Source organism: Actinophytocola sp. (genome assembly GCF_009379765.1).
GTDB lineage: Bacteria > Actinomycetota > Actinomycetes > Mycobacteriales > Pseudonocardiaceae > Actinophytocola.
This window is the reverse complement of sequence record NZ_WHTD01000088.1, coordinates 20,383-33,404: the sequence shown is the minus strand read 5'-3', so window position 1 is coordinate 33,404 and position 13,022 is coordinate 20,383. Positions and strand designations below refer to the sequence as shown.

13 protein-coding genes and 1 pseudogene are annotated in these 13,022 nt (G+C 70.4%); 6 read left to right on the top strand and 8 right to left on the bottom strand.

What is annotated here, in order from left to right; translation table 11 throughout:
- The first annotated feature begins 221 nt into the window (after positions 1 to 221).
- The 4 genes from GEV28_RS24945 to iolB are packed head-to-tail and all read left to right on the top strand — an operon-like array spanning position 222 to position 4,582.
- Positions 222 to 1,928: a DEDD exonuclease domain-containing protein gene (locus GEV28_RS24945; protein WP_291414646.1), complete on the top strand. Its 1,707-nt coding sequence runs from the start codon at positions 222 to 224 to the stop codon at positions 1,926 to 1,928.
- On the top strand, positions 1,925 to 2,869 hold the full coding sequence (iolC, locus tag GEV28_RS24940) for a 5-dehydro-2-deoxygluconokinase (protein WP_291414645.1): 945 nt from the start codon (positions 1,925 to 1,927) through the stop codon (positions 2,867 to 2,869). The genes GEV28_RS24945 and iolC overlap by 4 nt, the downstream gene beginning before the upstream one ends.
- Positions 2,856 to 3,737, top strand: coding sequence for a hypothetical protein (locus tag GEV28_RS24935; RefSeq protein ID WP_291414644.1), 882 nt, complete (start codon positions 2,856 to 2,858; stop codon positions 3,735 to 3,737). The genes iolC and GEV28_RS24935 overlap by 14 nt, the downstream gene beginning before the upstream one ends.
- A complete protein-coding gene (gene iolB, locus GEV28_RS24930) occupies positions 3,734 to 4,582 on the top strand; it encodes a 5-deoxy-glucuronate isomerase (RefSeq protein WP_291414643.1) in 849 nt (282 codons plus the stop codon). Before GEV28_RS24935 ends, iolB begins: the two co-directional genes overlap by 4 nt.
- A 546-nt stretch (positions 4,583 to 5,128) precedes the next feature.
- Here iolB and GEV28_RS42515 read toward each other — a convergent pair.
- From GEV28_RS42515 to GEV28_RS24890, 8 genes and pseudogenes are all read right to left on the bottom strand, one after another.
- Positions 5,129 to 5,398, bottom strand: a pseudogene (locus GEV28_RS42515) (alcohol dehydrogenase catalytic domain-containing protein); the annotation flags it as partial.
- A gap of 11 nt (positions 5,399 to 5,409) precedes the next feature.
- Complete coding sequence (locus GEV28_RS24920) at positions 5,410 to 5,691, bottom strand: hypothetical protein (RefSeq protein WP_291414642.1); 282 nt, start codon at positions 5,689 to 5,691, stop codon at positions 5,410 to 5,412.
- Positions 5,688 to 6,041 carry a winged helix-turn-helix domain-containing protein gene (locus tag GEV28_RS24915; protein ID WP_291414641.1) on the bottom strand — a complete coding sequence of 118 codons (354 nt, stop codon included), beginning with the start codon at positions 6,039 to 6,041 and terminating at the stop codon, positions 5,688 to 5,690. Before GEV28_RS24915 ends, GEV28_RS24920 begins: the two co-directional genes overlap by 4 nt.
- Positions 6,042 to 6,076: 35 nt before the next feature.
- Entirely contained in the window at positions 6,077 to 7,036 is a 960-nt protein-coding gene (locus tag GEV28_RS24910; protein WP_291414640.1) for a tat pathway signal sequence, read from the bottom strand.
- Positions 7,033 to 8,715 carry a cytochrome bc complex cytochrome b subunit gene (locus tag GEV28_RS24905; protein WP_291414639.1) on the bottom strand — a complete coding sequence of 561 codons (1,683 nt, stop codon included), beginning with the start codon at positions 8,713 to 8,715 and terminating at the stop codon, positions 7,033 to 7,035. Before GEV28_RS24905 ends, GEV28_RS24910 begins: the two co-directional genes overlap by 4 nt.
- A 58-nt stretch (positions 8,716 to 8,773) precedes the next feature.
- Positions 8,774 to 9,904 (bottom strand): ubiquinol-cytochrome c reductase iron-sulfur subunit, encoded by a 1,131-nt coding sequence (locus tag GEV28_RS24900; RefSeq protein ID WP_291414638.1) that lies wholly within the window; start codon positions 9,902 to 9,904, stop codon positions 8,774 to 8,776.
- The gene (locus tag GEV28_RS24895; RefSeq protein WP_291414637.1) at positions 9,901 to 10,698 is read right to left on the bottom strand and encodes a cytochrome c; all 798 of its coding nucleotides are present in this window, start codon (positions 10,696 to 10,698) and stop codon (positions 9,901 to 9,903) included. Before GEV28_RS24895 ends, GEV28_RS24900 begins: the two co-directional genes overlap by 4 nt.
- 58 nt (positions 10,699 to 10,756) lie before the next feature.
- Positions 10,757 to 11,302 (bottom strand): heme-copper oxidase subunit III, encoded by a 546-nt coding sequence (locus GEV28_RS24890; RefSeq protein ID WP_291414648.1) that lies wholly within the window; start codon positions 11,300 to 11,302, stop codon positions 10,757 to 10,759.
- Between the two features lie 226 nt (positions 11,303 to 11,528).
- On the opposite strand from GEV28_RS24890, the gene GEV28_RS24885 reads away from it, so the two are divergent.
- Entirely contained in the window at positions 11,529 to 11,936 is a 408-nt protein-coding gene (locus GEV28_RS24885; RefSeq protein WP_291414636.1) for a hypothetical protein, read from the top strand.
- Positions 11,937 to 11,943: 7 nt separating this feature from the next.
- Positions 11,944 to 13,008, top strand: coding sequence for an anthranilate phosphoribosyltransferase (gene trpD / locus GEV28_RS24880; RefSeq protein WP_291414635.1), 1,065 nt, complete (start codon positions 11,944 to 11,946; stop codon positions 13,006 to 13,008).
- Positions 13,009 to 13,022 lie beyond the last annotated feature (14 nt).

The window sequence follows — 13,022 nt, the reverse complement described above, 5'->3', positions numbered from 1 at the left end:
GTCTCGCGGATCTTGGATCGTGGTATTCGCGCCCAGATGCCCCCTGGCCGCGTTGTCGGAAGGCCCGAATACAACCCGGTATGAGCGACCTTCCGCCGCCTTGCCAGGAGCCATCTGGATCACGAATCCCATCGACCAAGATCCACGAGACACGACCTAGCCGGGGTCCCCGGAGCTCACTCGCCGGCTTTTTGTCGGTGCCCTGCGTTAGCTTCCCGATCATGACGAAGCCGGATGGTCAGCTCGCGTTCGACGAGCTCGGCACCCCGCTGCGCGCCACCACCTTCGTCGTGTTCGACCTGGAGACCACCGGCGTCAGCGACGAGGACACCATCACCGAGGTCGGCGCGGTCAAGATCCGTGGCGGCGAGGTGGTGGGCGAGTTCGCCACCTTGGTCGACCCCGGTCGCGGCATCCCGCCCGAGGTGGTGACGCTCACCGGCATCACCGACGCCATGGTGTACGCCGCGCCCCGCCTGGACGCCGTGCTGCCCGCGTTCCTCGAGTTCGCCGAGGGCGCGGTGCTGGTCGCGCACAACGCCGGCTTCGACACCAACTTCATGCGCAAGGCCTGCCTGCGGCACGGCTACCGCTGGCCCAGACCCACCGTCGTGTGCACCGTCCAGCTCGCGCGGCGGGTGCTCACCAGGGAGGAGGCGCCGAGCTGCCGGCTGTCCGCGCTCGCCGAACTGCTGCACGCCCGCACCAAGCCCAACCACCGCGCGCTGGCCGACGCGCGCGCCACGGTCGACGTGTTCCATTCCTTGCTGGAGCGTGTCGGCTCGGTGGGCGTGCAGTCGGTCGAGGAGCTCCTCGACTACATCCCCGAGGTCACCCCGGAGCAGCGCCGCAAGCGCACGATGGCGGCCGAGCTGCCCAACGAGCCGGGCGTGTACCTGTTCCGCGGCCCTGGCGACGAGGTGCTCTACGTCGGCACGGCCAGCGACCTCAAGCGCAGGGTGCGGCAGTACTTCACCGCCAGCGAGACCCGCCGCAGGCTGCGCGAGATGGTGGCCCTGGCCACCCGCGTCGACCATGTCACGTGCGCGCACTCGCTGGAGGCGCAGGTGCGCGAGCTGCGGCTGCTGTCCTCGCACAAGCCGGCCTACAACCGGCGCTCGAAGAACCCCAAGCAGGCGTGGTGGATCACGCTCACCGACGAGGCGTTCCCCCGGCTGTCGCTGGTGCGGGTGCCTCGCGAGGTCGCACTCGGCCCGTTCCGGTCCCGCGGGCGGGCCGAGGACGCCATGGTCGCGCTGCAGGACGCCACGGGGCTGCGGCCGTGCACGGTGCGGATCCCGGCGCAGCGCGCACACGGGCGGCCGTGCGCACTGGCCGAGCTCGACCGGTGCGCGGCGCCGTGTGCCGGGCGGCAGAGCGTCGTCGAGTACTCCCCCGCCGTCGGCGCTTTCTCCTCGCTCGTGGCCGGCCGCCGGGTGGAACCGTTACGCCGCTTGGAGGCCCGGCTCATCGCACACGCCGCGGCCCAGCGCTACGAGCAGGCCGGGCTCGACCGCGACCGGATGCGGGTGCTGGTCCGCACGCTCGACCGGGGGCAGCGGCTGGCGGCGCTCGCGGCCGTGCCCGAGCTCATCGCGGCCCGGCCGGACGGCACCGGTGGCTGGGAGTTCGCGGTGGTGCGGCACGGCCGGCTGGCCTCGGCCGGGGTGGCGCGCCGCGGGGTGCGGCCGATGCCTGTGGTCGACATGCTCGCGGCGTCGGCCGAGACCGTGCTGCCCGAGCCTGGTCCGCTGCGGGGCGCGCCGGCCGAGGAGGTGGGCGTGGTGCTGCGGTGGCTGGATCGGCCGGGCACCAGGATGGTTCGATGCTCTCAGCCCTGGACCGAGCCGGCCATGGCCGCCGCGAGCTGGCGCGGCTGGCTCACCAGGGCCGATGCCGCGCTCGACCGCTTGGAGGTGTCCCGGTGACGTTCGACGTGCTCACCATGGGTCGGGTGGGGGTCGACATCTACCCGGAGCAGATCGGGGTCGGGCTCGCGGACGTCACGTCGTTCGGCAAGTACCTCGGCGGCAGCGCCACCAACGTCGCGGTGGCGGCCGCGCGGCACGGGCACCGGACCGCGGTGATCACCCGGACGGGCCAGGACCCGTTCGGCGAGTATGTGCACCGCGCGCTCGGCGAGTTCGGGGTCGACGACCGGTTCGTCAGCTCGGTACCCGGCCTGCCGACCCCGGTCACGTTCTGCGAGATCTTCCCGCCGGACGACTTCCCCATCTACTTCTACCGGTATCCCAAGGCACCCGACCTGGAGATCAACACCGGCGAGCTCGACATGGCCGCCGTCGGGGAGGCGCGGATCTTCTGGGCCACGGTCACCGGGCTGTGCCAGGAGCCCAGCCGCTCGGCCACCCTCGCCGCGCTGGCCGCGCGCCCCGCGGGCTCGCTCACGGTCCTCGACCTGGACTACCGGCCCATGTTCTGGTCGTCGCGCGAGGAGGCCCGCCACTGGGTGCGGGAGGCCCTCGCACACGTCACGGTCACCGTCGGCAACCTCGACGAGTGCGACACCGCGGTCGGCACCCGGGTGCCCCGCGACGCCGCGAAAGCCTTACGCGACAAGGGAGTCTCCTTGGCGGTGGTCAAGCAGGGACCGGCGGGCGTGCTGGCCGTGGACGGCACCGGCGAGGTGGAGGTGCCGCCGGTGCCGGTCGAGGTGGTCAACGGCCTCGGCGCGGGCGACAGCTTCGGCGGCGCCCTGTGCCATGGCCTCCTCGCCGGCTGGGACGCGCACCGGATGATGCGATTCGCCAACGCGGCCGGCGCCATCGTGGCCTCGCGCCTGTCGTGCTCCGAGGCCATGCCCACCACGCGGGAGGTCGAGGAGCTGATGTCACGTGCGGGCCGGTGACCTGCGGAGCATCACCGACACGCGGGCGAGGAACCCCGGCAGGATCGCGGAGCTGGCGGCGGCCCGCAGGCGACCCGGGTCCCCGCTCGGCGGTCGGGAGCTGATCGTCGCGGCCGACCACCCGGCCCGCGGGTCGCTGGGGGCCGGTGCGGACCCGATGGCGATGGCCGACCGGGCCGATCTCCTCACCCGGCTGTGCGAGGCACTCGCCCGGCCGGGGGTCACCGGGGTGCTCGGCACCGCGGACATCCTGGAGGACCTGCTGCTGCTCGGCGCGCTCGACCACCGCAGCGTGTTCGGCTCGATGAACCGGGGTGGGCTCGCCGGCGCGTCCTTCGAGCTCGACGACCGGTTCACCGGCTACGGCGTCGCGTCGCTCGCCAGGTTCGGGTTCGAGGGCGGCAAGATGCTGCTGCGCGTCGACCTCGCCGACGACCGGACCGCGCCGACGCTCGAGGCCTGCGCCCGTGCGGTCAGCGACCTCGCCGAGGCGGGGCTGGTCGCGATGGTCGAGCCGTTCCTGTCCGGCCGCGCGGCCGGCGTGCTGCGCAACGACCTGTCCGTCGAGGCGGCCACCAAGGCGCTCACGATCGCGGCGGGGCTCGGCAACACCTCGGCGTACACGTGGCTGAAGGTCCCGGTCATCGGCGACGGCGGCGACGACATGGCGCGGGTGCTGGGCGCGACCACGCTGCCGACGCTCCTGCTCGGTGGCGAGGTGTCGGCCGACGCCGAGGCCACCTTCGCCCGCTGGGACAAGGCACTGCGCCATCCCACGGTCCGCGGCCTCGTCGTGGGACGCTCCCTCCTGTACCCACCCGACGGCGACGTCGCCGGGGCCGTCGACACCGCTGCGGGGATACTGTGACTGACTACTACCGGCCCGCCGGCTCGATCGCGGACGACCGTCACCGGGTGGTCGTCACCCCGCGGTCGGCCGGCTGGGACTACTCCGGGCTGCGGGTCCTCGCGCTGGCGCCCGGCACGCTCTACGAGGTGTTCACCGAGGTCTCGGAGATGCTCGTGCTCCCGCTGTCCGGTGAGTGCGTGGTGGAGGTCGACGGCAAGACGTTCGAGGTGCTCGGCCGCACGGACGTCTTCTCGGGACCCACCGACTTCGTGTACCTGCCGCGCGAGGCATCGGCGGTGCTCACCTCGAGCCACGGCGCGGTGATCGCGCTGCCGTCGGCGGTCTGCCGGCATCGGCTGCCCGCCAGGTACGTGCCCGCCGCCGACGTCCCCGTCGAGCTCCGTGGCGCCGGCGGATGCAGCCGGCAGGTCAACAACTTCTGCACCCCCGACGCGTTCGAGGCCGACAGGCTCATCGCCTGCGAGGTCCTCACCCCCGGCGGCAACTGGTCGTCCTACCCGCCGCACAAGCACGACGAGGTCACCGAGACCGAGTGCGAGCTCGAGGAGATCTACTACTTCCAGGTCGCCCGCGACGGCATCGGCTACCAGCGCGTGTACGACTCCGGCAAGGGCAAGATCGACGTCACGACCGAGGTCCGCACCGACGACGTCGTGCTCATCCCGCACGGCTGGCACGGCCCCTCGATGGCCGCGCCCGGCTACGACCTCTACTACCTCAACGTGATGGCCGGCCCCGGCGACGAGCGGGCCTGGCTCATCAGCGACGACCCGGCGCACACCTGGGTCCGCGACACCTGGGCCGACCAGAAGGTCGACCCGAGGCTGCCGTTCACACGCTGACGACTGGTGTCCCCCGCCGGGAGTCCTGTTGTTTAAGTCGGTGAGTCCAGGTTTCTGCTGGCAAGGCGCCGGTTCGTCCTCGTACCGGGTTGTACTCGGGCGGACCGGCAACGCCGCCAGCAGGAAGCTGGGCCGGCGAATCACGTGACGAACTTCCGGCGGGGGGTGCGACAGCGACCGGTGCCCCGCGATGTCGAGGATCAGGTCGTAGCGCCGCCCCACGATGTCCTCGCGCGTGTAGTCGATGACCTCCGCGCCCAGCGAGCGCACCAGCTCGACCTTTCCGGTGCCGCAGACGCCGGTGACCTCCGCGCCGAACACCTTCGCGAGCTGCACGGCGTAGGTCCCCACGCCGCCGCCGGCGCCGATCACGAGCACCCGCTGCCCGGCCTGGACGCGGCCGTGGTCCCGCACCGCCTGCAGCGCCGTGCACGCCGAGACCGGCACGGCGGCCGCCTGCTCGAACGTCAGGTTCGCGGGCTTGGGCGCCACCTTGTCCGCCTCCGCGCACGCGTACTCCGCGTAGGCCCCGCGGCAGGTGCCGAACACCTCCTCGCCCTGCCGGAACCGGGTCACGTTCGCCCCCACCGCCTCGACCGTTCCGGCGAAGTCCCCGCCCACCACGCGGGTCTTCGGCCGGCGGAACCCGAAGCCGGCGAGCCGGATGGGGTAGGGCAGTCCGGTGACCATGTGCCAGACGCCCTGGTCGACCCCGGCCGCGCGGACGCGCACCAGCACGTCGTCGGGACCGGCGACCGGCGGGTCGATGTCCTGGAGCTCGAGCACGTCCGGGGGACCGTAGACGTCCCGCACCATCGCCTTCATGATCATTCCACCGTTCTGAGGATCTGCTCGATCGACGTCGTGCGCGACCGGAGCTCGGACACGTCCGCGGCGACCCGCTGCTGGGCGTCGGGGGAGTTCTCGGCGAGCTGCTCGTAGCGGCGCACCAGCTGGCGGAGGTCGTCCTTCTGCTGGGCCGAGAGCTTGGCCTTGCGGAGGTCGAGGTAGGTCGCGAGCGCGCCGACGACCAGGATGATGATCACGACCATGACACCCAGGTAGATCCTCGCTTCGGGCCAGGTCGTGCTGTCGGCCGCGAGGGTCATCGGGGCTGCTCCTTGCGTGCGGGACCCTTCGCCGGGTCCGGTTTGGTCAAAGTCCGCGCCGCCTCGGCCAGCACCGGCGCGGTCAGGCGCAGGTCGAAGTCGGCGACCTCGAAGTACTTCATGGCCTTGCCGTCCTCGGAGAGCTCGAGCGTGCCGACCACCAGTCCGGCGGCCTCGAGCTTCTGCAGGTGCATGTGGAGGAGCGGGCGGCTGATCCCGATCTCGCGCGCCAGGCGGCTCACGTAGTCCCGCCCAGCGGCCAGCTTGGCGACGATGCGCAACCGGATCGGGTTGGCCAGGGCCGCCAGCAGCTCGACGAGATCGTCGCCGCTCGGCCGGGCCACTGTCATACAAGAGGCGGTGTTCGACAGGAAGGGGGGCGGGCTCAGCCGGGGAAGTAGCCGCCGAAGATCAGCTCGGCCACATGGGTCACGGTGGCGCGGCCGGTGTCGTAGCCGCCCTCGCCGCGCAGGTTGTTCATCACGGTCAGCACGTAGCGCTCGCCGTCACCGACGAAGCCGACCGTGTTCATCACCCAGCCGCCCTGCTCCTCGGACCAGCCGTCCTTGTTGCCCGGGTGCGCGGCGGGCCCGGCGCCCCACACACCCCACTGCTGGATCGGGTCGACCGAGCGCAGCTCCGCCACGATGGAGGACCGCTCGTCCCCCGGGAGCTGGGTCAGCACATAGGTCATCAGCCGGTCGAGGTCCGCAGGCGTGCACTTCTGGAAGCCCCAGTACGGGTAGTACTCCGTGAAGCCTGACTGCGGCGCGAGCGACGTCAAGCCGTACTTCGGGAAGTTGTCGTTGAACGACATGTGGTCCGCGCCCGCGTACCGGAACCACAGCGTGTCCGCCGCCTCGTCGTCCGAGGTGTGCAGCATCGCGTGGATCAGCGACCGGTCCTCCGCGGTGAGGCTGATCTCGCCGGCACGCTGCCGGGTGTAGAGGTCCACGACCATCGCCAGCTTGATCGTGGACGCCGTCCAGGTCAGGTCCGAGGCGTGGCCGTTGTGCCACTCCGCGCCGGTGCGCAGGTCGTGCACCACGATGCCGGAGGTGCCCGGGCGGCCCTCCACGTAGGCGTTCGCCTCGGCGAAGCGGGCCTGCAGGTCGCAGTCGAACCCGGTGTCCGGGCAGGACGGCTTCGGTGGCGGCGCCGGCGCGGAGGACGTGGCCGGCGGGGGCGCGGACGGGCGTGGCGGCGCGGCCGAGGAGGCGGAAGGCGGCACCGAGCGGAACCCGGCGGCCGGGCTCACCTCGTGGGAGGACGTCGCGCACGCGCCAACGGCGGCCAGGGTCGTCGCGACCAACGCGACGACCCTGGCCGACCGGACCGTTTTCACAGCTTCTTGGGCGGATCCTCGTGGCTCGTGGCGACCGTCGAGCCGGACTCGGTCTCGCCGGACTCCAGCTGCTCGGGTTGCGGCCCGTACTGCGCAGCCCGCGCCTTGGCCAGCGCGGCGGTCTCCGCCGGCGGGTCGGGCCGCAGCAGCGACCCGGCCACCGGCTCGCCGGCCGACCCGAGCTTGTTCATCTTCTTCGGCACCGGCGCGCCCTGGTACTCCAGCGGGATCGGGTGACCGTGGTCGTCCACCGGTCCGAGCGGCTGGTGCACCTCGATGAACTCACCGTGCGGCAGCCGCTTGATGATGCCGGTCTCGACACCGTGCTCGAGCACCAGCCGGTCGGACCGCTGCAGGCCAAGACACAGGCGATACGTGATCATGTAGGCCAGCGGCGGCAGCAGCAGCAACCCGATCCGGCCCATCCACGTGGTGGCGTTCAGCGAGATGTCGAACTTCTCGGCCAGCACGTCGTTGGCGGCGGACAGCAGCGACACCATGAAGTAGGTGATCGCCATGACGCCGAGGCTGGTGCGCACCGGCACGTCCCGCGGCCGCTGCAGCAGGTTGTGGTGCGCGTAGTCCTTTGTGAACTTACGTTCTATCCATGGATAGACCGTGGCGATGCCCACCAGCAACGGCAACCCGGCCATGAACGGGAAGAACGGCGCGGGAATCGTGTAGTTCCCGAGATAGACCTCCCACGCCGGCCATAGTCGCACCAGTCCGTCGGTCCAGGCCATGTACCAGTCGGGCACGGTGCCCGCGGAGATGTGCGCGGCGTTGTACGGGCCGAAGTTCCACACCGGGTTGATCTGGAACAGCCCGCCCATCAACGCGGTCACGCCGATGACCACGGCGGTGAAACCGCCTGCCTTCAACGCGAACGTGGGCATGATCCGCACGCCGACGACGTTGGTCTCCTTGCGCCGCACGCCCGGGAACTGGGTGTGCTTCTGGTACCACACCAACCCGACGTGCACGGCGATCAGCGCGAGCAGAATGCCCGGTACGAGAAGGATGTGCACGGCATAGAGCCGTGGGATCACTTCCGTGCCGGGGAACTCACTGCCGAAGATCAGCCAGTTGACCCAGGTGCCGGCGATCGGGATCGACATCATCAGGCCGGACAGGATTCGCAGGCCGGCGCCGGAGAGCAGGTCGTCCGGCAGCGAGTAGCCGGCGAAGCCCTCGATGCAGCCGAGCATGAAGATCAGGATTCCGATCACCCAGTTGACCTCACGCGGGCGCCGGAACGCGCCGGTGAAGAAGGTGCGGAACATGTGCACGACGATCGCGGACATGAACAGCAGCGCCGACCAGTGGTGCACCTGCCGGACGAACAGGCCGCCGCGCACGTCGAAGGAGATGTACAGCGTCGACTCGTAGGCGCGCGACATCTCCAGCCCACGCAGGTTCACGAACGAGCCCTGGTAGGTGACCTCCTGCATCGAGGGGTCGAAGAACAGCGTCAGGTACGTGCCGGACAGCAGCAGCACGATGAAGCTGTACAGCGCGATCTCGCCGAGCAGGAACGACCAGTGCGTCGGGAAGACCTTGTTCAGCTGGCGGCGCATGCCGCCCGCGAGGTGGTACCGGTCATCGGCCCACTTGGCGGCCCCACCGGCCGCACGCATCCCCAGGTTGTCCGGCTTCGTCGGTGTCGTCAGACCACTCACGGTGTCACCTCGCAGGCTCGCTGACACCATTGTGCCAATGATTCACTCGGGCGCTCACTCATGACTTCCGCTCCCAGTAGGCGGGTCCCACCGGCTCGATGAAATCACCAGTCGAGATGAAATAGCCAGTGTCCGGGTCGATCGTGATCGGCAGCTGGGCCAGCTTGCGGGTGGCCGGGCCGAAGACCGGCTTCGCGTACTGCAGCGCGTCGAACTGGGACTGGTGGCACGGGCAGAGGATGCGGTTGGTGCGCTGCTCGTACAGCGAGGTCGGGCATCCCACGTGGCTGCAGATCTTCGTGTAGGCGTAGAAGTCGCCGTAGTTGAAGTCCTCCTGGCCCGCGTGCTTGATGACCCGCGAGGCGTCCTCGGGCCGCAGCCGGATCAGCATCACCGGGTTGTCGGAGCGCCGCAGCGCGTGCACCAGCGCGTCGTGGTCGTCCCGCTCGGACTCGCGGAACGGGAACACCGTCTCCATCGAGCCCGCGTCCAGGTCCGCCGGGCCGACCAGCTCGATCTGGCTCGAGTCACCGGTGTCGCGGCGCAGGAAGACCTTCTCGTCGCCGTGGTGGAGCCAGCCGGTGTGGATCAGACCGTTCTCGTTCGACGACTGCGCGTGCGGGTTGCGCAGCAGGCCGCCCAGCGAGACCACCGTGATGGCGAGGCCGAGCACGCCGCCGCCGAAGGCCAGCGAGCGCTTGATCATCGGCCGCCGGGCGATCGTGCTGCGGTCACCCGACTCGGCGAGCTGAGCGATGATCGTCTTCTTGTCCAGCTCGTTCGAGCCGCCGTCGTGCCGGTCCTGGACCGCGATCTCGTGCGGGATGAACCGCCGCGTGTAGATCAGCACGCCGACGCCGACGCCGAGGATCGCGACACCGAGGGTGAGCCCGATGACCGGCGTGTAGAGCGAGTACATGAGGTACCCGTCCTGGTCCGGCGCGACGTACGTGGCCGGCCACCAGATGAACGCGACGACGAACGCCAGGCCGGCGAGGCCGGACAGACCGAACCAGAACGCGACCAGCCGCTCGGCCCGCTTCTCCGCGCGAGTGCCCTTGACCGGCCACGGGTCCGGGTACTCGACCATCTCGACGCCGTCGAGCTTGGTGCCCAGCGTGACGAGCTCGTCCCGGTCCATCCGGGCGAGTTCCTCGTCGCTCGGCACCCCCGGGTTCTCCTGACTCATTGTTTTGCCCCGATCCACAACGTGATGCCGAGCAGCGCGGCGATCCCCACGATGAAGCCGATCAAGCCCTCGGACTGCGGACCGAGACCACCGAGCGCGTTGCCGCCCGGGTTGTTGTTCCCGTCCGTCACGGACTTGACGTAGGCGATGATGTCCTTCTTCTCCTCCGGCGAGAGCTGGCGCTCGGAGAAGCGCGGCATGTTCTCCGGGCCGGACAGCATGGCCGCGTAGATCTGGGACTCGGTCGCGCCGTCGAGCGACGGGGCGGACTTGCCGGACGACATCGCGCCACCCCGACCGGTGAAGTTGTGACACGAGGCGCAGTTGAGCCGGAACAGCTGGCCACCGCGGGCCGGGTTGTCGCCGCGCAGCGCCGTGCCCCGCTCGTCGGGCAGCTCCACGCCACCGCCGTTGGCCTGGACGAACGCGCTGATCTGGTCGATCTCCTCCGGCGTGAGCACCGGCGGCTTCTCCTCCTGCTGCGCGCCCTGCACGACGGCCGGCATCCGGCCGGTGGAGGTCTGGAAATAGACCGCGGCCTCGCCGATCCCGATCAGGCTCGGGCCGCGGCCCTCGACGCCCTCGAGGTTCTTGCCGTGGCAGGTGATGCAGGTCCTGTCGTAGATCTGCTCACCCTGGCGCACGACCGCGGGGTCTTCCTGGGCCTGCGCGGTCTGCGGCTCCGGGACCAGGAGGCTGTACAGCGTTCCGATGCCCAACAGCGCGATGCCCAGCGCCAGCATGCCGGCCAGACGGCGTTGGAACTTGGTGCGGGCCCTGCGTTTCTTGGTCATCTGTGCGGCAACCCCTGGTGTGTCAGTTCGGGCTTGGTGGGTCACGGTCAGCCCAACATCACTTCACGAAGTAGATAACGCTGAACAGGCCGATCCACACGACGTCGACGAAGTGCCAGTAGTAGGACACGACGATGGCCGAGGTGGCCTGGGCCGGGGTGAACTTGCTCAGCTTGGTGCGGGTGAGCAAGTACACGAAGGCGATCAGCCCGCCGGTCACGTGCAACCCGTGGAAGCCCGTGGTCAGGTAGAACACCGTCCCGTAGGCGGAGGAGGGGATGGTGGTGCCCTCGGAGATCAGCGTGCGGTACTCGTTGGCCTGGCCGAGCACGAAGATCGCACCCATGATCAACGTGATCGTGTACCAGCGCCGCAGCCCGAACACGTCACCCCGCTCCGCCGCGAACACACCCATCTGACATGTGAATGACGAGGCGACGAGCACGATCGTGACAACGAGCGCGTACGACACGTCGAGATGGACGGGCGGCGGCGGCCAGTGCTCCGCGTCGTTCTGCGCCTTGACCGTGAAGAACATGGCGAACAGGCCGGCGAAGAACATCAGCTCGCTGGCCAGCCAGACAATCGTGCCGACGCTGACCATGTTGGGACGGTTCAGCGAGTGCACGCGCTGGCTGATGGAAGGCGATGCTGTCGTCACGCGGGCATTATTGCCTGACCGGTCCCCGCTGGACCGATCGGGTCCACGGCGCGTCGCGGGTGCTCGACCGATCCCCGACCGGCTGCCGCCGATCTTGGTGAGGCGGATAGCATCTGGTGGTCCGGACCTGGGCTTGGTCTCGTCTCGTTTCCGCCGGAGGACGCCCATCATGAGCTCGCCGCTGAAGATCCTGGTGTTCAGTCACCGGCCCGAGGTCCGCGAGACCATCGTCACAGCCGTCGGCCGCCGTCCCGCCGCCGACATCGGCCGCGTCGAGTACCAGGAGGCCGCCACCATCTCCGAGGTGTTGATGGAGATGGACAGCGGCACCGTCGACCTGGCGATCCTCGACGGCGAGTCGCAGCCTACGGGCGGCATCGGGCTGTGCCGCCAGCTCAAGCACGAGATCGACGCCTGCCCCCCGATCGTGATCGCGATCCGGCGCAAGGACGACCGATGGCTCGCGACCTGGTCACAGGCCGACGCGGTGCTCGTGCACCCGCTCGACCCGCTGGCCGCCGCCGAGACCGTCGCCGACGTGCTGCGCAACAAGCAGCTCCCCGTCTATCAGGGGTGATTCGATCGTGTCCTCCACACCGACCTGGCCGGCGCTGCTCAACCAGCTGGTGGCCGGCACCGACCTCACGACCGGCGACACGTCGTGGGCGATGAACGAGATCATGGCCGGCTCGGCCACCCCGTCCCAGATCGGCGCGTTCGCCGTCGCGCTGCGGGCCAAGGGCGAGACCGCGGCCGAGGTGGCCGGGATGGCCGAGGCCATGCTGTCGCACGCCGTCCGGGTGCGCATCGACACACCGGGCGCGGACGTCGTCGGCACCGGCGGTGACCAGGCCGGCACGGTCAACATCTCGACGATGAGTGCCCTGGTCACGGCCGCGGCCGGGGTCCCGGTGGTCAAGCACGGCAACCGAGCCGCATCGTCCAGGTGTGGTTCGGCCGACGTGCTGGAGGCGCTCGGGGTGGCCATCGCCCTGCCCCCCGAGGCGGTCGCCGAGTGCGTGCGGGAGCTCGGTATCGGGTTCTGCTTCGCGCCGGCGTTCCACCCCGCGCTGCGGCACGCGGGCCCGACCCGCAGCGAGATCGGCATCCCGACCGCGTTCAACATCCTGGGCCCGCTGACCAACCCGGCCCAGCCGACGTCGGCCCTGGTGGGCTGTGCGCAGGAGCGCCTGGCGCCGGTCGTGGCCGAGGTTCTCGCGAGCCGGGGCTTCAGCGTGCTGGTGGTCCGCGGGGACGACGGGCTGGACGAGATCACGACCACCACCACGACGACGGCCTGGGTGGTCTCGGGCGGCACGGTGCGCGTGGACAAGATCGACCCGAGGGCCCTTGGCCTGGCCCCGAGCGGCGCCCACGACCTGGCCGGCGGCGAGGCGGCGAAGAACGCCGAGGTGCTGCGCAGGCTGGTCGGCGGCACAGCCGGCCCGGTGCGCGACACGGTCCTGCTGAACGCGGCGGGCGCGATCGCGGCGTTCAGGGGCCTGACGAACGACCTGACGGCGGACCTGCGGGCCGGCATGGAGTCGGCGACGCAGGCCATCGACTCGGGCCGGGCGGCCGACCTGCTGACGAGCTGGATCAGCCTGTCGAACACCCTGCGCGACCAGAACCTGGCCACCGCGACCTGACGACGGACGAACGA

Coding starts and splice junctions, on each gene's coding strand:
- GEV28_RS24945 (WP_291414646.1), top strand. CDS start 222: ATGACGAAGCCGGATGGTCAGCTCGCGTTCGACGAGCTCGGCACCCCG.
- GEV28_RS24920 (WP_291414642.1), bottom strand. CDS start 5,691: ATGACCCTCGCGGCCGACAGCACGACCTGGCCCGAAGCGAGGATCTAC.
- GEV28_RS24915 (WP_291414641.1), bottom strand. CDS start 6,041: ATGACAGTGGCCCGGCCGAGCGGCGACGATCTCGTCGAGCTGCTGGCG.
- GEV28_RS24900 (WP_291414638.1), bottom strand. CDS start 9,904: ATGAGTCAGGAGAACCCGGGGGTGCCGAGCGACGAGGAACTCGCCCGG.
- GEV28_RS24895 (WP_291414637.1), bottom strand. CDS start 10,698: ATGACCAAGAAACGCAGGGCCCGCACCAAGTTCCAACGCCGTCTGGCC.
- GEV28_RS24890 (WP_291414648.1), bottom strand. CDS start 11,302: ATGGTCAGCGTCGGCACGATTGTCTGGCTGGCCAGCGAGCTGATGTTC.
- GEV28_RS24885 (WP_291414636.1), top strand. CDS start 11,529: ATGAGCTCGCCGCTGAAGATCCTGGTGTTCAGTCACCGGCCCGAGGTC.